18 protein-coding genes are annotated in these 21,757 nt (G+C 55.0%); 9 read left to right on the top strand and 9 right to left on the bottom strand.

Translation table 11 applies throughout. The annotated features are described in order from the left end of the window. Positions 1-110: 110 nt before the first annotated feature. From ACR0BU_RS22410 to ACR0BU_RS22390, 5 genes are all read left to right on the top strand, one after another. Complete coding sequence (locus ACR0BU_RS22410; protein WP_480739070.1) at positions 111-1,088, top strand: HpcH/HpaI aldolase/citrate lyase family protein; 978 nt, start codon at positions 111-113, stop codon at positions 1,086-1,088. A 273-nt stretch (positions 1,089-1,361) separates the two neighbouring features. Then, positions 1,362-2,612 (top strand): sarcosine oxidase subunit beta family protein, encoded by a 1,251-nt coding sequence (locus ACR0BU_RS22405; RefSeq protein WP_480739069.1) that lies wholly within the window; start codon positions 1,362-1,364, stop codon positions 2,610-2,612. 13 nt (positions 2,613-2,625) lie between these two features. After that, entirely contained in the window at positions 2,626-2,913 is a 288-nt protein-coding gene (locus ACR0BU_RS22400) for a sarcosine oxidase subunit delta (RefSeq protein ID WP_480739067.1), read from the top strand. Continuing rightward, positions 2,910-5,855, top strand: a complete 2,946-nt coding sequence (locus ACR0BU_RS22395) for a sarcosine oxidase subunit alpha family protein (protein ID WP_480739065.1) — start codon at positions 2,910-2,912, stop codon at positions 5,853-5,855. The genes ACR0BU_RS22400 and ACR0BU_RS22395 overlap by 4 nt, the downstream gene beginning before the upstream one ends. Then, complete coding sequence (locus ACR0BU_RS22390; protein ID WP_480739063.1) at positions 5,848-6,408, top strand: sarcosine oxidase subunit gamma; 561 nt, start codon at positions 5,848-5,850, stop codon at positions 6,406-6,408. Before ACR0BU_RS22395 ends, ACR0BU_RS22390 begins: the two co-directional genes overlap by 8 nt. A gap of 7 nt (positions 6,409-6,415) precedes the next feature. On the opposite strand, the gene ACR0BU_RS22385 is transcribed toward ACR0BU_RS22390, so the two are convergent. Then, a complete protein-coding gene (locus ACR0BU_RS22385; RefSeq protein WP_480739061.1) occupies positions 6,416-7,420 on the bottom strand; it encodes a GlxA family transcriptional regulator in 1,005 nt (334 codons plus the stop codon). A 360-nt stretch (positions 7,421-7,780) separates the two neighbouring features. Here ACR0BU_RS22385 and ACR0BU_RS22380 point away from each other — a divergent pair, with 360 nt between their 5' ends. Together ACR0BU_RS22380 and ACR0BU_RS22375 are read left to right on the top strand one after the other, a co-directional pair. Further along, the gene (locus tag ACR0BU_RS22380) at positions 7,781-9,154 is read left to right on the top strand and encodes an aspartate aminotransferase family protein (protein WP_298934561.1); all 1,374 of its coding nucleotides are present in this window, start codon (positions 7,781-7,783) and stop codon (positions 9,152-9,154) included. A 21-nt stretch (positions 9,155-9,175) separates the two neighbouring features. Beyond that, the gene (locus ACR0BU_RS22375; protein WP_480739059.1) at positions 9,176-10,360 is read left to right on the top strand and encodes a M24 family metallopeptidase; all 1,185 of its coding nucleotides are present in this window, start codon (positions 9,176-9,178) and stop codon (positions 10,358-10,360) included. Between the two features lie 144 nt (positions 10,361-10,504). Here the strand turns inward: ACR0BU_RS22375 and glf are convergent, their stop codons facing one another. Genes glf through ACR0BU_RS22360 form a run of 3 tightly spaced genes read right to left on the bottom strand, consistent with a single transcriptional unit; the run spans position 10,505 to position 13,352 of the window. Further along, positions 10,505-11,662, bottom strand: a complete 1,158-nt coding sequence (gene glf / locus ACR0BU_RS22370) for a UDP-galactopyranose mutase (protein WP_298934563.1) — start codon at positions 11,660-11,662, stop codon at positions 10,505-10,507. Beyond that, positions 11,659-12,555, bottom strand: a complete 897-nt coding sequence (locus ACR0BU_RS22365) for a hypothetical protein (RefSeq protein ID WP_480739058.1) — start codon at positions 12,553-12,555, stop codon at positions 11,659-11,661. The genes glf and ACR0BU_RS22365 overlap by 4 nt, the downstream gene beginning before the upstream one ends. After that, positions 12,552-13,352, bottom strand: coding sequence for a glycosyltransferase family 25 protein (locus ACR0BU_RS22360; protein WP_480739056.1), 801 nt, complete (start codon positions 13,350-13,352; stop codon positions 12,552-12,554). The genes ACR0BU_RS22365 and ACR0BU_RS22360 overlap by 4 nt, the downstream gene beginning before the upstream one ends. 583 nt (positions 13,353-13,935) lie before the next feature. On the opposite strand from ACR0BU_RS22360, the gene ACR0BU_RS22355 reads away from it, so the two are divergent. Beyond that, positions 13,936-15,720: an ABC transporter ATP-binding protein gene (locus ACR0BU_RS22355; RefSeq protein ID WP_300072465.1), complete on the top strand. Its 1,785-nt coding sequence runs from the start codon at positions 13,936-13,938 to the stop codon at positions 15,718-15,720. 308 nt (positions 15,721-16,028) lie between these two features. Here the strand turns inward: ACR0BU_RS22355 and bhcD are convergent, their stop codons facing one another. From bhcD to bhcA, 4 genes are all read right to left on the bottom strand, one after another. Further along, positions 16,029-16,994 carry an iminosuccinate reductase BhcD gene (bhcD, locus tag ACR0BU_RS22350; RefSeq protein WP_480739054.1) on the bottom strand — a complete coding sequence of 322 codons (966 nt, stop codon included), beginning with the start codon at positions 16,992-16,994 and terminating at the stop codon, positions 16,029-16,031. 61 nt (positions 16,995-17,055) lie between these two features. Then, positions 17,056-18,219, bottom strand: a complete 1,164-nt coding sequence (bhcC, locus tag ACR0BU_RS22345; RefSeq protein ID WP_480739052.1) for a 3-hydroxy-D-aspartate aldolase BhcC — start codon at positions 18,217-18,219, stop codon at positions 17,056-17,058. A 14-nt stretch (positions 18,220-18,233) separates the two neighbouring features. Then, positions 18,234-19,184, bottom strand: a complete 951-nt coding sequence (bhcB, locus tag ACR0BU_RS22340) for a beta-hydroxyaspartate dehydratase BhcB (protein WP_480739050.1) — start codon at positions 19,182-19,184, stop codon at positions 18,234-18,236. Positions 19,185-19,198: 14 nt separating this feature from the next. Further along, positions 19,199-20,389 carry an L-aspartate--glyoxylate aminotransferase BhcA gene (gene bhcA / locus ACR0BU_RS22335; protein ID WP_480739048.1) on the bottom strand — a complete coding sequence of 397 codons (1,191 nt, stop codon included), beginning with the start codon at positions 20,387-20,389 and terminating at the stop codon, positions 19,199-19,201. Positions 20,390-20,570: 181 nt separating this feature from the next. Here bhcA and bhcR point away from each other — a divergent pair, with 181 nt between their 5' ends. After that, positions 20,571-21,407, top strand: coding sequence for an HTH-type transcriptional regulator BhcR (bhcR, locus tag ACR0BU_RS22330; RefSeq protein ID WP_480739046.1), 837 nt, complete (start codon positions 20,571-20,573; stop codon positions 21,405-21,407). Between the two features lie 91 nt (positions 21,408-21,498). On the opposite strand, the gene ACR0BU_RS22325 is transcribed toward bhcR, so the two are convergent. Beyond that, entirely contained in the window at positions 21,499-21,738 is a 240-nt protein-coding gene (locus ACR0BU_RS22325; RefSeq protein WP_480739074.1) for an integrase core domain-containing protein, read from the bottom strand. Between the last annotated feature and the right edge of the window lie 19 nt (positions 21,739-21,757).

The following is a 21,757-nucleotide window of genomic DNA, read 5'->3' as shown; positions in this document are numbered from 1 at the left end:
ATGGCGAAGACGGCAACGCCGCCGTCGAAGCCAAGGTCAAAGCCGAAGTCGCCAACCTATGCGCCAAATTTCCCCTATATCCTAACTTGTAAGACGAAGGACCCAAACCCATGAGCTTTCATTCCATTGAACAGGCCCCTGCCCGCCTGAACCGCAGCGAGTTGGCTGTCCCCGGCAGCCAACCCAGCATGTTCGAAAAAGCCGCGCAGTCTGACGTGGACGTGATCTTCCTCGATCTGGAAGATGCGGTTGCACCCGATGAGAAGGAACAGGCGCGCAAGAATATCATTCAGGCCCTGAACGACATCGATTGGGGCAGCAAGACCATGTCGGTGCGCATCAACGGTCTGGATACGCACTACATGTACCGCGACGTGGTCGATGTGGTCGAACAGGCGGGCGAACGGTTGGATCTGATCATGATTCCAAAGGTTGGCACCGCGGCAGATGTTTATGCGGTCGATATGATGGTCACGCAGATTGAAGACGCCAAAGGGTACAAAAAACGGATCGGGTTCGAACACATTATAGAAACCGCGCTTGGCATGCAGAATGTCAGCGAGATTGCTGCGGCCTCGAAACGCAATGAGAGCCTGCATTTTGGTGTTGCAGACTACGCCGCCTCAACCCGTGCACGCACGACCATCATCGGCGGCGTGAATCCAGACTATTCGGTTTTGACCGATCCGGATGCGGGCGCCAATCGCGCCACCCATTGGGGCGACATGTGGCACTATGCGCTGGCCCGCATGGTGGTTGCCGCACGGGCCAATGGGTTGCGCCCAATTGACGGCCCGTTCGGGGATTTTCAGGACCCAGAAGGTTATAAGGCCGCCGCCAAACGGGCCGCTGTGTTGGGCTGCGAAGGCAAGTGGGCAATTCACCCCAGCCAGATCGCACTGGCAAACGAGGTCATGTCACCCGGTGATGCCGAAGTGACAAAGGCTCAGCGTATCTTGGAAGCGATGGCCGAGGCTGAGGCCGACGGTAAGGGCGCAGTGTCTCTGGATGGTCGCCTAATCGATTATGCCTCGATCCGTCAGGCCGAAGTCATGGTGGAAAAAGCCCGACAGATCGCCGCCGCCTGACATCAACCTCTCTTCCCGGCAAAATGAAAACCGCTGTTGGCGGAACAACCACAACGAAAGGGCGCAGCATCCTGATTATTGCCAGGACGGCTGCGCCCAAAGTGTTGCGACTGGTATCGCCTTACGCCGAATGCGGCTGTGCCGTGAGGTGTTCCCAAAACCTGCGCGGCCAGTCGACCTGCCCAAATGCGTCCGATTTTGTGCCATCGATGTCGGATTTGAGAGTATGCAAACGGTATTTTTTTGTTGATTCTAACAAAAAAGGTCCGATTCATGCGATATTCTGGCTTTCAGGTCATCAAACAGGCGGTAAACGGGCATAAGGGGTGGATCCCGGCCTGGCGTGACCCTGAACCCAAGGCACATTATGACATTGTGATCATAGGCGGCGGCGGTCATGGTCTGGCAACGGCGCATTATCTTGCCAAAGTATATGGCCATCGCAAAGTAGCAGTGATTGAAAAAGGCTGGATCGGCGGCGGCAATGTGGGCCGGAACACGACCATCATCCGTTCAAACTATCTATTGGACGGAAACGAGCCGTTTTACGAATTCTCTCTGAAACTGTGGGAAGGGCTGGAGCAGGATCTGAACTACAATGCAATGGTCAGCCAGCGCGGGATCCTCAACCTGATCCATTCGGATGCGCAACGCGACGCCTATACGCGCCGCGGCAACGCAATGATACTGAATGGCGCCGATGCTGAATTGCTGGATGCCGAACAGGTTCGCAAGGAATGCCCGTTCCTGAATTTCGACGACGCCCGGTTCCCGATCAAGGGCGGTTTGGCCCAGCGACGCGGCGGCACAGTGCGCCATGACGCGGTGGCCTGGGGCTATGCGCGCTCGGCCGATGGTTACGGTGTCGACATCATCCAGAATTGCGAGGTCAGCGGGTTCCGCATCGAAGATGGAAAATGCCTTGGGGTCGAGACCTCGAAAGGGTTTATTGGCGCGGGCAAAGTCGGCTGTGCGGTCGCCGGAAACTCGGGACGGGTGCTGGGTATGGCAGGCATGAAACTGCCCATCGAAAGCCATGTTCTGCAAGCATTTGTTTCCGAGGGGCTCAAGCCGGTTCTCCCGGGCGTCATCACCTTTGGTGCCGGGCATTTCTATGTCAGTCAGTCCGACAAGGGCGGTCTGGTGTTTGGCGGCGATCTTGACGGGTACAATACCTATGCACAACGCGGGAACCTGCCCGTGGTCGAAGATGTTTGCGAAGGCGGTATGGCGCTGATGCCAATGATCGGACGTGCACGCCTGCTACGGATGTGGGGCGGTGTGATGGACATGTCGATGGACGGCTCACCTATTATCGACCGGACCCCTGTCGACGGGCTCTATTTCAATGGCGGCTGGTGTTATGGCGGGTTCAAGGCGACCCCGGCCTCGGGCTATTGCTTTGCCCACCTGCTGGCGCAGGATGAGCCACATCCAACCGCAACCGCCTATCGCCTCGACCGGTTCCGCACGGGCCGGATGATTGACGAAAAAGGCGTAGGCAACCAGCCCAACCTGCATTGAGGGGACCAGAACCATGATCATTCCACATCCCCTTCTGGGACCGCGCGACAGTTCGGAATTTGTCTATCTGGGGGACGCGTCGCTGATCGACCGGCCTGACTGGCAGTCTGAAAATGCGGCAGATGCGTTTTATGATTACGCGTATTTGCGCGGCAATCCAGCCGGAGAACATCACGAGCTTTGGTATCACGAAGGGGGCGACAGGTCCTGGCTGGTAGTGACACGCAACACAGTGACTCATGAGATTTCAAAGGTGGAACTGGCCCGTGATGTGGCCCGGGCGCAGGGGCGATCCAAATGACTCAAGTAAACCGGCTGAGCGGCGGGTTGGTCGACCGCAATTCAACCCTGAGCTTCCGCTTTGACAATCGTAGTTACACCGCACACCCAGGCGATACGCTGGCCTCGGCCTTGTTGGCGAACGATGTGCGATTGATCGGACGATCATTCAAATACCACCGCCCACGCGGCGTATTGACCGCCGGGTCGGAAGAGCCCAATGGCATCATCGAATTGCGCACGGGCAACCGGCAAGAGCCCAATACGCGCGCCACAACGGCAGAGGTTTACGAAGGTTTGGACGCACGGTCCCAAAACCGCTGGCCCAGCCTGAAGTTTGACGCATTGGCAATCAACGACCGGTTCTCGAACTTTCTGACAGCCGGGTTCTACTACAAAACGTTCATGTGGCCAGCAGCTTTCTGGGAAAAGCTTTACGAACCCATCATTCGCAAAGCCGCTGGTTTGGGGTCTTTGTCGATGGAGGACGACCCGGATGAGTATGACAAGGGCTTTCGCCACTGCGACCTGCTGATCATCGGTGCAGGGCCAGCGGGCCTGATGGCCGCGCTGACAGCTGGGCGCGCCGGGTCAGAGGTCATTCTGGCGGATGAAGATTTCGCTCTTGGTGGACGGCTGAACAGCGAGAGTTTCTCGCTGGGCGATGACAGCGCAAGCGACTGGGCCGCAGCAACCGTGGCTGAACTGTCTGCGCTGCCCAATGTCCGCCTGATGCCGCGCACAACCGTGATCGGCGCATTTGATCACGGCATCTATGGCGCGGTCGAACGGACCGGGGACCACGTGGCCGCCCTGCCCGCTGGCAAACCGCGTCAGATCTTGTGGCGGATCTATACCAAACGCGCCCTGCTCTGCGCCGGCGCGACCGAGCGCCCGATTGCCTTTGAGAACAACGACCGCCCCGGCATCATGCTGGCCAGCGCAATGCGCACCTATGCCAACCGGTTTGCCGCCACGGCGGCGCAGCGGGTTGCGATTTTCACCAACAATGATGATGGACATCGCACAGCCATAGACCTGCGCGCGAAAGGCGTGAAGATCGCTGCCGTGATCGACGTGCGCGACGATGCACCAATCAGCTATGACTTTGAAGTTCTGAAAGGCGCGCAGGTTGTCGATACCAAAGGCCGCCTTGGCCTGACTTTTGTTGAGGTCGCACTGGCAGATGGATCGCGACGGGTGTTGGAATGCGGGGCGCTGGGGGTTTCAGGTGGGTGGAACCCGAATGTGCATCTGACGTGCCATCACCGCGGGCGTCCCGTCTGGAACGACGACTTGGCAGCCTTTGTCCCCGGTGGCGACCTGCCACCCGGCATGACCGTGGCCGGTGCCGCAAACGGAACCCTGTCCACACATGGCGCCCTGCTGTCGGGCGCTGAAGGTGCGGCGAAGGCATTGGGCTTGAAAGGCACCCTGCCTGACGTGCCCGAGGCCGAGGATGCCCCGATCAATCAGACGCCCTTTTGGTATGTGAAGGGCTGCGCGCGGGCCTGGCTGGATCAGCAGAACGATGTGACCGTCAAGGACGTGAAGCTCAGCCATCAAGAGGGCTTCCGTTCGGTCGAACATCTGAAACGGTACACGACGCTGGGTATGGCGACCGATCAGGGCAAGACCTCGAATATGGGTGGGCTGGCCATCATGGCCGAAATGGCGGGCAAATCGATCCCGGAAACCGGAACCACCATTTTCCGCCCGCCCTATACCCCAGTCCCTATCGCCACTTTCGCTGGACGGATGAAGGGGCAGGATTTCCACCCGACCCGCCTGACGCCGTCGCACTATTGGGCGAAGGAGCGTGGCGCAGTGTTTGTCGAAGTGGGCAACTGGCTGCGTGCGCAGTGGTTCCCGCTGCCGGGCGAAACCCATTGGCGTGAATCGGTCGACCGCGAGGTGCGCCAAACCCGTGCGTCGGTCGGCGTGTGTGACTGTACGACCCTTGGCAAGATCGATGTACAAGGGACAGATGCCGCGGCTTTCCTGAACAAAGTTTACTGCAACGGTTTTGCCAAATTAGCCGTCGGCAAAACCCGCTATGGTCTGATGCTTCGCGAAGACGGTATCGCCATGGATGACGGAACGGCCGCTCGGTTGGCCGAGGATCACTTTGTGGTCACGACCACAACGGCCAACGCCGTCAATGTCTACCGTCACATGGAATTCGTGCGCCAATGCCTATTCCCGGACATGGATGTTCAGCTGATCTCAACCACAGAAGCCTGGGCACAATATGCGGTTGCCGGTCCGAATTCCCGCAAGTTGCTACAAAAGATCGTGGACCCCGAGTTTGACATCTCAACCGATGCCTTCCCATTCATGGGGTGCGGCAACATCACCGTTTGCGGTGGGTTAAGGGCGCGGTTGTTCCGAATTTCCTTCTCGGGAGAGCTGGCCTTTGAAATCGCCGTCCCGTCCCGCTATGGCGATGCGCTGATGCGGCGTCTGATGCGGGACGGAGAAGAGTTCGATGTTGTCCCCTATGGCACCGAAGCACTTGGGGTGATGCGGATTGAAAAAGGTCACGCGGCGGGTAACGAGTTGAACGGAACCACCACGGCGCTGAACCTTGGAATGGGCCGGATGGTGTCCAAGAAAAAAGACAGCATCGGTTCAACCCTGTCCGAGCGCGAAGGTTTGAACGAACCGGACGCGTCAATGATGGTTGGGATCAAACCTGTGAACGCGGATGACAAAGTCACAGCCGGCGCGCATTTGATGGACGCCAGCGGGCCTGTCGATGCCCAACATGATCAGGGTTATGTCACATCGGCTGCTTTCTCGCCCTCATTGGATTGTCATATCGGCCTGGCCTTCCTGAAAAACGGCGGTGCGCGTCAAGGCGAACGGATGCGCCTTGTTTCACCGCTAACCGAAGAGAATGTCGAGGTCGAGATCGTCTCGGCCCATTTCGTAGACCCCGAGGGAGAACGGCTTCGTGCATGATCTTGCCGCAATAACCGCCCTGGGCGGATCTGAACCGAGAGTTGACACTGTGGCAGACGTGACCTGCACCGAAGTGCCGGACGTCGCGCTTGCCTCGGTCGCAGCACGATCAAGCCAGGAAACCAAAGCTCAGAAGGCTCTGACCAAGCTGATCGGTGTTACAACCCAGGACATCGGGCGGTTTGCGGGCGATCCGGTTTCGGCGTTCTGGACCGGGCCTGACCAATGGATGGTGGAAGCCCCGTTCGAGACACATGAAGATCTGGCGCAACAGGTCAAAGACGCTGTCGGTGACACGGCGTCGGTGACCGAACAAACAGATGCCTGGACTCGCTTCGATCTGAACGGTGCACGGGTGTTGGCAGTGCTTGAACTGCTCTGCCCTCTCAACGCGCGCAAAATGGCTGAGGGCGATGTAGCCCGCGCAGCGATCCACCATCTTGGATGTTTTGTCCTTTGCCATTCGCCTGATGCGTTTAGCGTATATGGGCCGCGGTCTTCTGCCGGATCACTGCATCACGCCATCACAACAGCCATGAAAGCTGCCCTATAAGGGAAGATCAGCTTGAGGGCAGCGGGGCGTTGTCCTCGACACGGAATCGGTTGATCCGCCGCCGGTCCTCGCTGGGGCTTAGCCCGAACGCCGACCGATAATGTGTCACCAATGGCGCGACGGAGCTATAGCCGATAGCCGCAGCAATATCGGCAATCGGGTCTTTGGTATAAACCACCATCTGACGGGCGGCTTTCATACGCATCGCGCGGAAATAGTGGCTGGGGCTTTGTCCGGTGGCTTGCTTAAAGGCCCGTTCAATCTGACGGGGTGTCACACCCGTAAGACTTGCGACTTCGGCGATCGAAATCGGATCACTGATATGGGCTGCGAACAACTCGACGCACTGCGCGACAAGATGCGGCAGCTTTTCACCCGTGTCCGGTTTGCTGGTGCTAGGCACCTGTTGCCGCACGCCTTCACCGCGCATTAAGGGGTGTTGAAACCAACAGGCAACCTCATGAGCAACTTCGCTGCCCAGACGGTCTTCGATCAGGTGCAGGGCCAGATCAAAAGCAGCAGCGGCACCAGCGGCGGTATAGCGCGTGGCATCGGATACAATCACGTCACGCCGGGCATCCATGTCCGGAAACTCGGCCTCGAACGCGGCTTCATAACACCAGTGCACCGAAATAGGATGGCCAGCCATGACACCGGACCGCACCAGTGGGAACACACCTCCGCTGATGCCACCCAAAATGGTGCCGTGACGCGCCAGCGTTCGCAGTGCTCCGTTGCCTTGGCTCGGATCAGAAAACCCCGACGTTGGACTGCTGAGAAGAAACAAAATATCGAACGATTGGCAGGTGGTCAGATCGCACTCAGCCTCGAAACGGACATTGGCGCTGGACCTGACTTTCTGTCCACGCTCGGTGACCAGTGACCAGCAAAACACGGCCTGCCCTACGATCTCGTTCGCGGCACGTAGCGGCTCGATCACAGAGGTCAGACAGGCCATCGGGAAACCGTCGAAGAGGAGAAATCCAATCTCTGATTTTTTTTCTGTCAACATGAATATTTACTATCAGGAAAATTAGGTGCGAAGGTAGTCCGAATGGTGCTTTACTGACTTTGGTCAGCCTGCCACTGCGCAACGAAGCGGCCGTGATCCGTAGTATCCCAAAGCTGCTTTGCAGCGCGCTCCTGAACGACTGCTCAACTAAATGGCGCAGCAACTATGATTTCAATTGATTGACATAGGCCAGTCATGGTTCATTCACACTATAACCTTGGCAATAAAGGCATCGCGCGCTGCTGCTTGGGTGAGCGGAGCCTTTCTGCTCAAAACGATGGCAGACGACTGTCATTGGCGTGCAATCGGCTCCTTTCATTTTGACCTGACGGCGCGCCGTCACAGCCAATAGGAAATGCCATGCTTCACAATGACCAGCTTGAACAATGGGATCGGGATACCTTCTTCCACCCTTCCACCCATCTTGCCGATTTCGCGCGGGGCGACCTTCCGCAACGCCTGATCACAGGCGGTTCCGGATGCCATATTCTGGATCGTGACGGCACTCGATTGTTAGACGCATTTGCGGGGCTTTACTGTGTCAACGTCGGCTATGGGCGTACAGAAATCGCCGAAGCGATTGCGGATCAGGCCAAGGAACTGGCCTACTATCACTCTTATGTCGGGCACGGCACCGAAGCTTCGGTCACGCTTGCCAAGATGGTGTTGGATCGCGCACCAGATCATATGTCCAAGGTTTATTTTGGGCTGTCCGGTTCTGATGCCAATGAAACCAACATCAAACTGATCTGGTACTACAACAACATCCTTGGGCGCCCCGAAAAGAAAAAGATCATCTCGCGGTGGCGAGGGTATCACGGATCCGGGTTGATGACCGGGTCACTGACTGGGTTAGAACTGTTTCATAAGAAGTTCGACCTGCCGCTTGCTCAGGTTATTCACACCGAGGCGCCCTACTACTTCCGGCGGGAGGATACGGATCAGAGTGAGGGCGATTTTGTCGCCCATTGCGTTGCCAAACTGGAAGAATTGATAACACGTGAAGGCGCGGATACAATCGCGGCCTTCATCGGAGAACCGGTGCTAGGCACTGGCGGCATCGTACCGCCACCCGAGGGGTATTGGCCCGCTATTCAGACGGTTTTGGACAAGCACGATATTCTTTTGATCGCGGATGAGGTCGTGACTGGGTTTGGTCGCCTTGGTAAGATGTTCGGCTCGGATCACTATGGAATGCGCCCGGATTTAATCACCATCGCCAAAGGGTTAACCTCTGCCTATGCCCCTCTGTCGGGCTCCATTGTCTCGGGCAAAATCTGGGCTGTGCTGGAACAGGGCACCGATGAAAACGGTCCGATAGGACACGGCTGGACTTACTCCGCCCACCCTGTTGGCGCAGCGGCTGGCGTTGCGAATTTACAGGTGATCGACGCAATTGGGCTGATCCAAAACGCCGGTAGTGTCGGGGCTTATCTTAACACAGCGATGCGTGGCGCGTTGGCGGATCATCCCAATGTCGGCGACGTGCGTGGTGAGGGCATGTTGTGTGCTGTGGAATTTGTTCAAGACAAAGACACCCGCCGCTTCTTTGATGCCGCCGACAAGATCGGGCCCAAAATTGCTGGGCGGCTTTTGGACCAGGACAATGTGATCGCGCGCGCAATGCCCCAAGGAGACATTCTTGGCTTTGCCCCACCTTTTTGTCTGAGCCGAAACGAAGCCGATCAAGTGGTCGCCGCGACGGCACGCGCAGTCAAAGCCGTGTTGGGTTAAGACATGGAAGGGAATGACTTGATGCAACCAACAAAAGCGCCTTTCAGCCTTTCTGAATACGAACGCCGCTTGTCCAAAACCCGGGCCGCAATGGATGCTGCTGGTCTTGACACGCTTTTTGTGACTGACCCGTCCAATCAAGCATGGCTGACCGGTTATGATGGCTGGTCATTCTATGTCCACCAAGGCGTGATTGTTCCCCAAGAAGGCGAGCCAATCTGGTGGGGCCGCCATATGGATATGTTGGGTGGGCGCCGCACCTGTTGGATGCAGCAGGACAATATTGTCGGCTATGGCGATCACTATGTGCAATCCACCATCCGTCACCCGATGGAGGATTTGGCCGACCAGCTGCGCGCGCGCGGGTTGGATCGGGCGCGCATCGGTGTCGAGATGGAAAACTACTATTACTCGGCCAAGGCGCACAACGTTTTGGGGGCGGAATTGCCAGATGCCACGCTGTCTGACGCCACTGCATTGGTAAATTGGCAGCGGTTGATCAAATCAGCCGACGAAATCGCCTTTATTCGCAAGGCGGCGCGGATTTCGGACAAAGTCATGCAGACCGCGATTGATCGCGCGGCACCCGGAGTAAGAAAGAACGATCTTGTCGCCGACATCTTGCACGCAGGCGTCACCGGGGTTGGGGAGGATTGGGGCGACTACCCTGCTATTTTGCCCCTAACCCCGTCCGGGCTGGACGCGACCGCTGCGCACCTGACCTGGGATGGATCCCCCATGCGCCCGAACGAAGCCACGTTCTTTGAACTGTCCGGGTGTTATCGCCGCTACCACGCCCCGCTGTGTCGAACCGTTTTCCTCGGCACGCCTTCGGATCACGTTCTCCGAGCGGAAGACGCACAATTGGAAGGGATCGCCGCGGGTATGGAGGTCGCGCGCGCTGGCAATCGCACCTGTGACATCGCCAATGCGTTCATGCAGGTCCTGGCAAAACATGGGATCGAACGGTCTGGACGCATGGGATATCCCATCGGCCTCAGCTATCCACCGGATTGGGGTGAGCGAACGGCTTCAATCCGCAGCGAGGACGAAACCGTTTTACAACCGGGCATGACGTTCCACTTCATGCCTGCGCTTTGGATGGACGACTGGGGTTTGGAAACGACGGAGACCATATTGATCACCGAAGACGGACCAGCAGAACCTGTTTGCAACGTCGAGCGTAAGTTGTTCGTAAAGGCCTGACCGGGTAGGTAGTCTTTCGCAGCCCGCAATCGTGAAAGAACATACTTTTGCGGCTCGCTACGTTTCCGCCCAGAGGCCGCGAGTGCGGCGGCCGCTATCAATTCTTTTGTTTGACATGGCCACATGGCAGCTAAGCCAAACTGCTCAAAGAACAGGCACGTAAAAAGGCCGTAGCCGCTGTCCTTTGGAGATCGCATCCAGCGCGGACTTGGCAGTCTCAAAAGACTCTCGGATCGTTACGTCCATATCCAAGTAGCGGTATGTACCAAGACGCCCGATAAAGGTCACTTTTTGTGTTTTGGAGGCCAGTTCAACATACTCACCAAGCAACGCTTTTTCTTTCACCTGACGGATGGGATAGTAGGGAATGTCATCTGGACCAGCCGCTCGGGAAAACTCGCGGTAACAGACTGAGCCCTCGTGTGTTTCCCATGGCGCGAAGTGTTTATGTTCAGTGATGCGCGTGTAGGGTACGCTTTCTTCGCCATAGTTCATCACTGCGCAACCTTGGTAATCTCCGTCATAGGTAAACCGTTCAAAATCCAAAGTGCGATAGCCAAGACGACCAAGCTCGTAATCGAAGTAGCCATCCAGCGGACCAGAATAGAATACATGGTCGAACTCATCGCTCATGGCCCGCTTGAACGTGGTGTTCAATTTCACGGTGATCGAAGGATGATCCAGAATACCTGCGATCATGTCGGTATACCCGTTTTCAGGCATGCCTTGGAACTTGTGAAAGAAATAGTTGTCGTCGTAGTTGAATCGCACGGGCAAACGCTTGAGGATCGATGCCGGCAGCTCAGAAGGGTGACATCCCCATTGTTTGATGGTGTAGCCTTTGAAAAACGCCTCATACAAATCGCGACCTACGAAACGCATCGCCTGCTCTTCAAAGCTTTGTGGATCGGTAATCGTCGTATCGGCTTGTTCTTGCGTGATAAAGTCATGCGCTTCGTCTGGGCGCATAGTCTTGTCAAAAAACTGATTGATGGTGTGCAAATTCACCGGTAGCGAAAAAACCTGTCCCTGAGAGGTGGTTTTGACCCGGTTCTTGTAGGGAAGGAAATTGGCATAGCGGTTGACATACTGCCAGACTTCCTCGTCATCCGTATGAAAGATATGCGGTCCATAGACATGCACCATGACATCAGTGTCTGCATCACGCTCGGTGTGGCAGTTGCCCCCGATGTGATCGCGACTGTCCACGATGGTAATTTCATGCCCCTGCTCTGCAAGTTCACGACCAATCACCGCGCCGGATAGCCCGGCACCAACCATTAAGAACCGACCTTTGTTCATTCAAAGACCTTTGCAGAGTTCATCGATATCGTTGTCATATCCAATGGTTTGCTCAGCTGCCGTCGGGCAATCTTGAAGATCCCGGCGCGCGCCTCGCTGGCGCTACGAAACCTGGACAGCATCGACATCCAACTCCGGCACATACGCCACCCAACCGGGATCCGGCCCGAGATCGGCTGCCCCCCCTTCAGGATCGCCGCGAAGACCATTGGTACAGTTCGGCGCGACAAATCAAACATTTCTTTCAACTCGGCCTCCTCATCTTCCGAACTGAGGTTGCCGGTTTCAGCCATCACGGCCTTGAGATTCTTTCCGACTGGCCGCGTATGATGCATTGCGATTTCGTCAAGGATTGCGGCGCGAAAAGCCCCCGCTTCTGCCCAACGACACCAGATGTAATCCAGACCATAGCCGCTCATCGTTCCACGGAACAAAGGCAGGGCCTTCACCAAAATATCGCGATGCAAGCATGGCGCCATAATCTCGATGTAGTTTGTGTATCGCAGCGCAAAGCCCGGGCATTGGCTAAACACGAAATGAGAAAAGTAACTGTCTGGGGTCAGCGAAGGCTGCGCGATCTTCAGCCCATACAACCGCATCGCGTCAAACAGATAATTCACATCCGTCGCACTTATGTCGAGATCGTCATCGGGAAGCCAGAAATAGTCATACTGGCTGAGATCCCGATCCTGAAGTGTCTCGTATAGCCCATCCCATTTGCCACCTTTGATCAAAACGGCTTGGACGCCGGGGGCAGCTACAAACTCTGAAAATGCATCATCCGAGAAATAGCTAATCAGAAGATCATAGCTACGATCTTCATATGCAGTTTCCTGCCAACGATGGTGCAAAGACTTGCCACCTGCACGGACAACTACGAGGTTCTTTTTCATATGCAAGTCCGAACGCGGCTTTCGGTCTGCATCAAAGGGCCCAATCCTTCAATCGTGTGCGGGTCCAAAGGATGACTTAGCCGCCCGTATGTATAGCTTGCCTGATACAGAATATTGCGAACAAACCTGCTGAATGATGAGCCGGGTTTGGTTTCTTGCCGCGTGGATTCTATGTTGCTGTCGACCGCCGCGCGTTCTGCGATCATCTGTTGCTGAAGCGTCAGAATAGGCACTTTGTGTTCCCAGTAAAACTTCAGATCGATGTCAATTGGCCTGGCAATTGGCGCATCGAGGGCTATCAACCGTGCCGCAGCCCGCCGCCCAATTATGTAACCCGTGGTTCTGGGTGGCAGTCGATCAGACAGTACAAGGCTCTGGTCCGCAACAGATGTAACGATCTGCGCATTCTTTCCCGGCGGGCCGTCAAGCTTGACCATAACCTCTTCGAAACACTCAGGACACTGAGATATCGCATCGAGAAACGATGTTGGATTCTGAACGAAAGTAGCATCGTCTTCCAACACCAGGCACATATGATCCTCTGAGTTGGCAATCTTCTGCCAAATCTGACGGTGGCCTAAGGTGCAGGCGACTTCATTCCGGCTGAGTGGGCGCTTGAACTTGCGGCGGTTAACGCCCGCATCATAGCTTTGCAGTAGGTGCAATTCTTCCAGTTGGTCGCCGGAAATCGCATCCGAAAACTCATGCGCAAGATTAAAGCGATCAAGTTCACGTTCGCAGGAACGTCGCCGCTCTACATCTTTTGGTAGACTGAGAATGACGGCATTGATCGACACTTGTATCACCAATAAAAACTTCGCGGCGTTACTATGGACCACGATCCAAAAATACAACTGATAAAACAGGTCCTAAAACTTTACCCCCTGCAATCAGGGTATATTAGCAAGATTCCGCTTGCGGCACAGTCGAGTCTTCTTGCACCCTGTCGGATCAAAAAAACAGAACATTGCGAAGAGCTTAAGAGAAAATACCACAATGAGAATGCGGAATCAATTCGCGCAGGATGCGTTTGTCCATGGCACAGCTTGTCGCCCACGTTCCAAGCGTTTTTTGCTCGGTCACCGAGAAAAACTTCTGCATACTGCCTAACTCAATGACGTATGAGCCCACGAAACGAACAAGGCAAATTACTGATACCGCAGACCTAGACGAAGCATCAAGGCACTCTTCCGGGTGACACTGAAGATACCTATATCCGTTCACCGCGCTTGCTCTTTGTCGAACCGGTTACTATCTAGCACACTCAATCGCCAAGAGGCGGGGTCAGACAAGCTTGTCACCCACCACCATCTGCCCTTTAGACCGGAAAGAATATAGGTTATCTGAGCGAGCGCATGGTTTCATGATCTGGAGAACGCAATGATAAAGCGCGCCTGGAAAAACTGGCGATCAGGTTATATGGGTCGCCTTATAGGCGAGAGCTTCTACGCTCAGGGCGGGCTCTATGGTATTGCGATTGTGGCGATGATTGTCGTCGCTGTGACGACCGCGGGCTCGGCTTATATGATGGAGTATATAGTCGACGCCATGACCAGCCCCGACATGCGCGGCTGGGCGCATATGATTGCGTTAGGTGTGGTTGGCCTGTTTCTGGCCAAAGCGCTCGCTTCTTATGTTCAGGCCATGTATCTGGCCCGGGCCGGAAACCGAATAGTCGCCGCACAGCAGGACCGGGTTTACCGCAAGCTGCTTCGGCACGGCGTGTCTTTCTTTGCCGCGAACGAATCCTCTGATCTGCTGATGCGGACCACTCACGGGGCCCAGGCGGCACGACAACTGATTGATGTTCTAGTGACCGGGTTTGTGCGTGATGCGCTGACACTGGTGGGCCTGGTTGTTGTCATGGTGTACCAACAGCCAGTTCTTTCGGTGATGTTTTTCGTGGTTGGACCTATAGCCCTGTTGGGCGTGCGGTATCTGTTGAAAAGCGTACGCGCAATCATGCAGGCTGAGTTCAAGTCACTGGCTGAAATCATTCGGGTGCTTCAGGAAACGTCCAGCGGCATTAAGGTAATCAAGGTGTTTTCGCTTGAAGACCGGATGATCACACGTATGGACACTGCCATTCGGAAGGTCGAACAGCGTTCGAACGACATTGCCAAGTTGCAGTCTATCGCCAGCCCGCTCATGGAGTTTCTGGCCGGACTGGCCGTAGCGGGTGTTTTGGTCGTCAGCACTTTGGGCCTTGCAGGAAGCGAGCCGCCCTCTGCGGGTCAGCTGATGTCTTTCATCACCGCATTGTTGATGGCGTATGAACCTGCCAAGCGCCTGTCCAGGATGCGTGTTCAGATAGAAGCCTGTATGGTCGGCGTCGGCATGTTATTCGGATTGCTCGATCAGGAAGACACGATGCAAGAAAGATCGGATGCGAAGGATCTTTTGGACGGTCCGGGTGAGATCAAGTTGCGCGATGTCACCTTTGGTTATCACGGTGCGATCCCGGTTATTGAAAACATGAATTTGACCTTCCAGGCACGCAAAACCACTGCGCTGGTTGGTCAATCCGGCGGTGGTAAGTCGACCGTCTTTGGCTTGCTGATGCGTTTCTACGACCCTGACGAAGGCAGCGTCGAAATTGATGGTCAGGACTTGCGAGATGTGAGTTTCGCGTCATTGCGCCGGAAGATCTCTTATGTGGGTCAGGACACTTTCTTGTTTTCGACCTCAGTGATGGAGAACTTGCGCTGTTCTGCGCCGGATGCAACCGATGAAGAGGTCATCGCAGCAGCCAAAGCGGCCCATGCGCATGACTTCATCACTGACTTGCCTGACGGGTATGATACACAAGTTGGCGAGAACGGGACGTTCCTGTCCGGCGGTCAAAAACAGAGGGTTGCAATCGCCCGTGCCATTCTGCGCAAGGCCGAAATCCTGTTGTTGGACGAGGCAACCAGCGCGCTGGATGCCGAATCGGAAACCCTTGTCAAACAGGCGCTTGATGCGCTGACTCAGGATGTCACGGTGATCGTGATTGCGCACCGACTGTCTACGATCCTGGAGGCAGACAACATCATGGTCGTGCAGGATGGTGCGGTCGTTGAACAGGGAAATCTGGATGAGTTGATGCAGAACAACGGCCGTTTCCGCAACTTGTTCGACCAGCAGTTCAAAAAACACGAAGCCAAGTCAGAAGTAGCGGAATAAGCTCAATACCCGGAATCGCATATCCAGGGGGATCTGTCGCAAACTTTGACCTGAGTGACGCACGATGGAGTTGTGATGGTTTGACTGCGCCAATGCTCAGGAATGCCAATGCTCGGCTTCAAAAGCTTCATCCTACCCGCGGCGACACTCGCAGTGTATCGAAGCGGCAAACATGATCCGCAAGGCCCAACTCGGATCTTCGACAAACGGATTCCGCCAGTTTGCAGCGCTCGCTGGAGAATTGGGCCCAATCAAAGCGTTAGCTTCGAACCACGCCTAAGTTTGCGATGGATTCACTCGACCCGTCTTTAGAATTTGATGTCCATCGCTGTACCGGCAGCGCAGGCGCGCTCGACAACCGTGGCTGCAACGGCCAGATCTTGAAGGCCAACTCCTGTTCCGTCAAAAAGAGTGATCTCTTCCCTTGAAACACGTCCAGGATGCGCCCCGTTGATAACTGCTCCCAGTTCAATGATGTCAATTTCACGAAGCGAGCCATCGGCTACGGCATGCTGAGCTTCGCCGATCGTGATCGATTGCGCGATCTGGTCTGTAAACACACTGACGCGACCCATCAGCGCGGCATCTACCTCTTGTTTTCCCTTGGTATCTGTTCCCATACAGGCGACGTGAGTGCCGGGACGCACAAGGTGCGACGGAACGATAGGATCATGACTCGAGGTAATCGTTACAATGACGTCGGACTGTTCGCAGAGCCCCTCGACGCTGATGCTCTCAAACGGCAACCCAAGCTCATTTGACACTGCTTCCAGAGAAACAAGCTTTTCGGGCGATCGGTTCCAGGCCACGATCTTTTCAAACTTTCTTTGCTCTGCCACCGCGCGCAGTTGGAACGCAGCCTGATGGCCAGCTCCCAAAATGCCCAACACTCTTGCATCCGACCGCGCCAGATGCCCAACCGAAACCGCAGCAGCGGCGGCTGTGCGCAATGCTGTTAAGAGGTTGCCCCCGACGATGGCACTGCATTTTCCGGTATCGGCATCGAATAGAAACACCGTTGATTGGTGATTGGTCAGACCTTTTTCGGCGTTATCGGGCCAATACCCGCCAGATTTTAGGCCCAGGTTCAGCGCATTGCGATCAAAGCCGGACTTAAACCCGTAGAGCGCATCCGCATGGCCGATAGCCTCGCGGATCACCGGGAAGTTATAAGCTGTTTTTGCCGCCATAGAGGCAAAGACCTGCTCAACTGCTTCGAAACAATCGTCTCGACTGATGTGGTCACCAATGATGGCTTCGGGAATGACATACATGACTTTCGCCTTCGATAAAAATGGGGCGAGCAAGCTCGCCCCTCAGTCACAGGGAGATTCTTCAGTAGGCTTTGCCGCGGGCAGAAACCGGCCACAGAGTCTCAACCTTTCCGTCGCGCACACCGACATACCAGTCATGCACATTGGCAGTCGGATCGCAGTGACCGGGAACAAGCCGCAGTTTGTCACCAACGGCCAAGGCAGCATTCGGGTCTGCAATCACGCCATGCTCATCAGAGCATTTGATGTATTCAACATCGTAGCGCCCAAAAACAATAGGCAAACCGCTATCAACTGATTGCACCTTCAGGCCAGCATCAACAATGGCTTTATCGGTTTTTGCGTGGCTCATCACTTGGGTTAGGATAAAGAACGCATTCTCCCACTCGCTCTGGTCGATCCGATTGCCGTCCTTATCGAGAATTCGGCCGTAATCGGCATCCATGAAAGCGTAAGAGCCACATTGCAGCTCGTTGTAAACACCTGAGTTACTTTCAAAATAATAAGAGCCAGTACCGCCACCCGACACCAGTTCGCAGCCAATCCCTTCGGCTTTCAAACCATCAACAGCGTCCTGAACCATTGCGATGGCCAAATCGAGTTTCTCTTTTCGGGCTTCGTATGTGTCCATGTGCTGCATGGCGCCTTGATAGGCTTGGATACCCGTGAACTTTACGTTTTCAGCCGCCACTATTGCCTTGGCGATTTCGACAACGGCAGACGTTGTAGTGACCCCGCAACGCCCCGCGCCACAATCGATTTCCACGAAGATTTCCAGTTCAGTACCATGTTTTTTCGCTGCAGCAGAAAGGTCAGCAACGTTGGCTAGATCGTCAACGCAAACGATGATCCGCGACCCCAGTTTCGGCAGTTTTGCCAGGCGGTCGATTTTCTGCAGATCACGCACTTGATTTGAAACCAACACATCCTTGATGCCGCCGCGCACAAAGACTTCGGCCTCGCTGACCTTTTGGCAACATACGCCGATCGCACCACCAAGGCTTTCCTGGAGCTTGGCGACTTCAACCGACTTGTGCATTTTCCCATGCACCCGATGGCGCATCCCGTGTGCCTTGGCATAGTCACCCATCTTCTTGATGTTGCGTTCCAGCGCGCCGAGGTCGAGGACCAAACACGGTGTTTGGATGTCAGCCTCATCCATTCCAGGTAATGCCGGAACATCGAAACCCACTTCAAGATCGTCAAATTTTACAGGAACATTCATCGGTTTTGCCTCTTTCATTGGATCCAGGGAAGTTTGTCGAGATCGACATTGCCGCCAGTGATGATGACTCCCACGCGCTTACCTTTGAAAGCGTCGGGGTTTTTTAGAATTGTTGCCATCGGCACGGCACTCGACGGCTCCATGACCACCCTCAGGTGCTTCCAAATGAGCTTCATCGCATCGACAATTTCAGGGTCAGATGCTGTGAAGATCTCGGACACATGGTTGGATACGAAGTGCCAAGTCAAATCTTTCAATGGCACCAAAAGCCCATCAGCAATGGTCTTCGGTGCATCATCAGCGATGATGTGACCGGCTTTGAAACTGCGGTAAGCATCGTCTGCCTGATCTGGCTCGGCCGCGATGACCTGGCACTCGGGCGCCAGCGTCGCAAGTGTCAAGCAAGTACCTGAGATCATACCTCCGCCGCCAATCGGAGCCACAACGAAATCGAGCCCATCGCTTTGCTCCATCAGTTCTCGCGAACAGGTCCCCTGCCCGGCGATAACACGTGGATCATTGTAGGGGTGCACGAAATCACCGCCAGTTTCAGCTTGCACCCTGGCAAAGGTTTCTTCGCGCGATGTAGTTGAAGGTTCGCATTCAGTAATGTTTCCACCGTAGCGGCGAACAGTATCTTTTTTGGCCTGAGGCGCAGTTCGGGGCATCACAACATTACACGGAATACCGCGCAGCTTTGCCGCATAGCTCAGACAGGAAGCATGATTGCCCGAGGAATGCGTCGCCACACCCTTTTCGGCCTGCTCGTCGTCCAAACCGAAAACCGCATTTGTTGCACCGCGTACCTTAAAAGCACCCGGCTCTTGAAAGTTCTCGCATTTGAAGAAAATCTCTGCCCCGGTCAACTCGTTCAGATAATCTGAGCTCCGTACTGGCGTGCGACGAATATGCGGCTCGATCCTTCTATGAGCGGCAAGCATGTCTTCATAGGTAGGGATATACATCACCTTCGTCTCCGCTACGCTGCTTTGCACACATCTGCCGCCGGGTTTGAACGGAAGTATTCTTGAGCCGCGGCCACACCAGATCCAAGACGGACATCAAGTCCCAAATCCGCCATGCACATCTCTGCGGTCGCGATCCCGCTCAAGGTCATCACGTCCGTCAGGCTCCCCAGATGCCCGATCCGAAATACCTTACCTGCAACCTCACCGAGGCCCACACCGAAAGCCACGCCATAGGTATCCGCAGCATGGGTCACAATATCTGTCGCGTTGAACCCGTCCGGGGTGAGGATCGCGCTCACCGTGTCGGAATAGATATCAGGCGATGTCGCACAGAGCTCCAGGCCCCACGCCTTCACAGCATATCGCACGCCTTCGGCAATACGATGATGGCGCGCGAATACGTTATCCAACCCCTCGTCTAAGAGCATGCCGCATGCCTCATTGAGGCCATTAATTAACCCAACGGGCGGTGTGTAAGGAAAGGCACTGGCGGCATAACCGTTGGCCATATCATGGATGTCGAAAAATGAGCGTGGCGACTTCGCGGACTTTGTCGCCTCCATCGCCTTGGCGCTGAAGCCGACGATGGCCAGACCAGCCGACAACATAAAACCTTTTTGTGATCCGGTCACGGCAACGTCCACGCGCCAATCATCAAATTGAAAATCCATCGATGCGATCGAACTCACCCCATCGACAAGCAGCAAGGCTGGATGACCCGCGGCATCCAAGGACCGACGCACGCCAGCGATGTCAGATTTCACACCGGTGGCGGTTTCATTGTGGGTGGCCAGCACTGCTTTGATTTCGTGCGCTTTGTCTGCGGCAAGAATCTCCTCGTAGCGATCTACAGGCACGCCCTCTCCCCAAGGCGTTTCGACAATCTGAACATCCAGCCCGTGGCGCTTGCACATATCGATCCAGCGATGAGAGAACATACCGTTGCGCGCCGCTAAAACCTTGTCACCCCCAGACAAGGTGTTGGTCAGCGCGGTTTCCCAACCACCAGTGCCGGACGACGGGAAGAAAAATACTTCTGCGTCTCGGCTTTTCAGCACGCGTTGGACACCCTTTCTCGCCGGGTGAAGCATTTGACCAAACAAGGGTGACCGATGGTCTATCGTCGGCATGTCGCACGCTTTGCGCAGCTTTTCGGGGATGTTGGTCGGCCCCGGAATGAACACAGGATTCTGAAAACTCATTGAGTGCCTCGTTTGCGATGATTCTGGCTCTAGTATTGTGTGCGAGGCGCAAACTGGCAATTTTTTTGAAAAATATTTTCAAAACTGAAAGAAAGTATATTTATCTTTTTTTATAATGTGTTATATTTTTTCAATCCCATTACGACTATTGAAAAATTATCAAAATAGGAAAACCTGGGGAATGCCATCAGAAAAGCGTAAACGCGGGCGACCGAAAAGCTTCACCGACAAGCCAGAACAGAATACGAACCAGTCAATCGATAGAGCGATAGACATCCTTGAATCCCTTGCCTCGCAACCAGGGCTTTCGCTGTCGGATTTGGCCCAACGTTTGGACATGTCACCTGCCACGACCTACCGGACACTAAATACGCTTGAAAAGCGTCGTCTCGTAGACCTGGAACCAGAAAACCAGACGTGGCATGTCGGACCAGAACTGTTTCGTTTGGGTTCGGCGTTCCTCTATCGCAGCTCACTCGTAGAGCGCGCTCGTCCGATCATGCGCGGCTTGATGGAAGCCACCGGGGAAACCGCTAATATCGGCATAGAACGTGAAGGCCAGATCATCTTCTTAAGTCAGGTTGAAACACAGTCAAATATTCGTGCCTTTTTTCAACCTGGCACACGCACGCCACTTCACGCTTCTGGGATCGGAAAAGCGTTATTATCCTGCTATGATCGCGCGCGGATCGACCAGCTCCTTCCCAATGCGAGACTGGAGCAATTTACTATGAAAACGCTGTTTGACAAAGAAAAGCTGTTGGCTGAACTCGACCATAGCCGCCGCCGCGGATGGGCATTGGATGATGAAGAAAGAACTCATGGAATGCGCTGTGTCGCTGCCCCGATCATAGATTTTTTCGACGAGGCGGTCGGAGGCATATCTGTATCGGGGCCTGCGGATCGTATGCCCGACGAAAGGCTTGCTGAGATTGGCAATATTGTCCGAGGCGCTGCAAAGGAGTTGTCACATAGGTTGGGTGCGTCTGGTGCGAAAGTAGACGGCGAAGATGATTAGTCTTCGCCAATTGTAGCTTCGGTTTCAAGGGCGCTGCGCAAGTATACGGGCTGAGAAAGGCTCCGGAAAATGCACATAGCGGTTTACATATCTATAGGGATCTCAAGCGCCCTAGTTTCATGTTTCTGCCTTTTGTCTTGTCGGGTTCAACCAGTATAGTTTGGCTGCGGCCTGTGTAGACATCAGCGGGTGTCAGATTTGTGAAGCTCTCATGGCGGCGTTGATGGTTGTAGTAACCGACGAAGGCAACAACATGTGCTTCGGGATCGCCGGTCAGGAAGCCGTTCTCCAACGAGATGCGGTTCTTAAGTGTGTGATGCCAGCGCTCGATCTCTTCCCGCGTGAAATAT

This window comes from Ruegeria sp. CK2, from assembly GCF_056536585.1.
The sequence above is the reverse complement of the archived record's forward strand: the minus strand, read 5'-3'. Positions and strand labels throughout refer to the sequence as shown.

Bases quoted from the DNA above. Each gene is read 5' to 3' on its own strand.
- glf (WP_298934563.1), bottom strand. From the start codon at position 11,662: ATGAACAAAGGTCGGTTCTTAATGGTTGGTGCCGGGCTATCCGGCGCG.
- ACR0BU_RS22405 (WP_480739069.1), top strand. From the start codon at position 1,362: ATGCGATATTCTGGCTTTCAGGTCATCAAACAGGCGGTAAACGGGCAT.
- ACR0BU_RS22410 (WP_480739070.1), top strand. From the start codon at position 111: ATGAGCTTTCATTCCATTGAACAGGCCCCTGCCCGCCTGAACCGCAGC.
- bhcR (WP_480739046.1), top strand. From the start codon at position 20,571: ATGCCATCAGAAAAGCGTAAACGCGGGCGACCGAAAAGCTTCACCGAC.
- ACR0BU_RS22400 (WP_480739067.1), top strand. From the start codon at position 2,626: ATGATCATTCCACATCCCCTTCTGGGACCGCGCGACAGTTCGGAATTT.
- ACR0BU_RS22395 (WP_480739065.1), top strand. From the start codon at position 2,910: ATGACTCAAGTAAACCGGCTGAGCGGCGGGTTGGTCGACCGCAATTCA.
- ACR0BU_RS22365 (WP_480739058.1), bottom strand. From the start codon at position 12,555: ATGAAAAAGAACCTCGTAGTTGTCCGTGCAGGTGGCAAGTCTTTGCAC.
- ACR0BU_RS22355 (WP_300072465.1), top strand. From the start codon at position 13,936: ATGATAAAGCGCGCCTGGAAAAACTGGCGATCAGGTTATATGGGTCGC.
- ACR0BU_RS22385 (WP_480739061.1), bottom strand. From the start codon at position 7,420: ATGTTGACAGAAAAAAAATCAGAGATTGGATTTCTCCTCTTCGACGGT.
- bhcC (WP_480739052.1), bottom strand. From the start codon at position 18,219: ATGAATGTTCCTGTAAAATTTGACGATCTTGAAGTGGGTTTCGATGTT.
- bhcA (WP_480739048.1), bottom strand. From the start codon at position 20,389: ATGAGTTTTCAGAATCCTGTGTTCATTCCGGGGCCGACCAACATCCCC.
- bhcD (WP_480739054.1), bottom strand. From the start codon at position 16,994: ATGTATGTCATTCCCGAAGCCATCATTGGTGACCACATCAGTCGAGAC.
- ACR0BU_RS22375 (WP_480739059.1), top strand. From the start codon at position 9,176: ATGCAACCAACAAAAGCGCCTTTCAGCCTTTCTGAATACGAACGCCGC.
- ACR0BU_RS22380 (WP_298934561.1), top strand. From the start codon at position 7,781: ATGCTTCACAATGACCAGCTTGAACAATGGGATCGGGATACCTTCTTC.
- bhcB (WP_480739050.1), bottom strand. From the start codon at position 19,184: ATGTATATCCCTACCTATGAAGACATGCTTGCCGCTCATAGAAGGATC.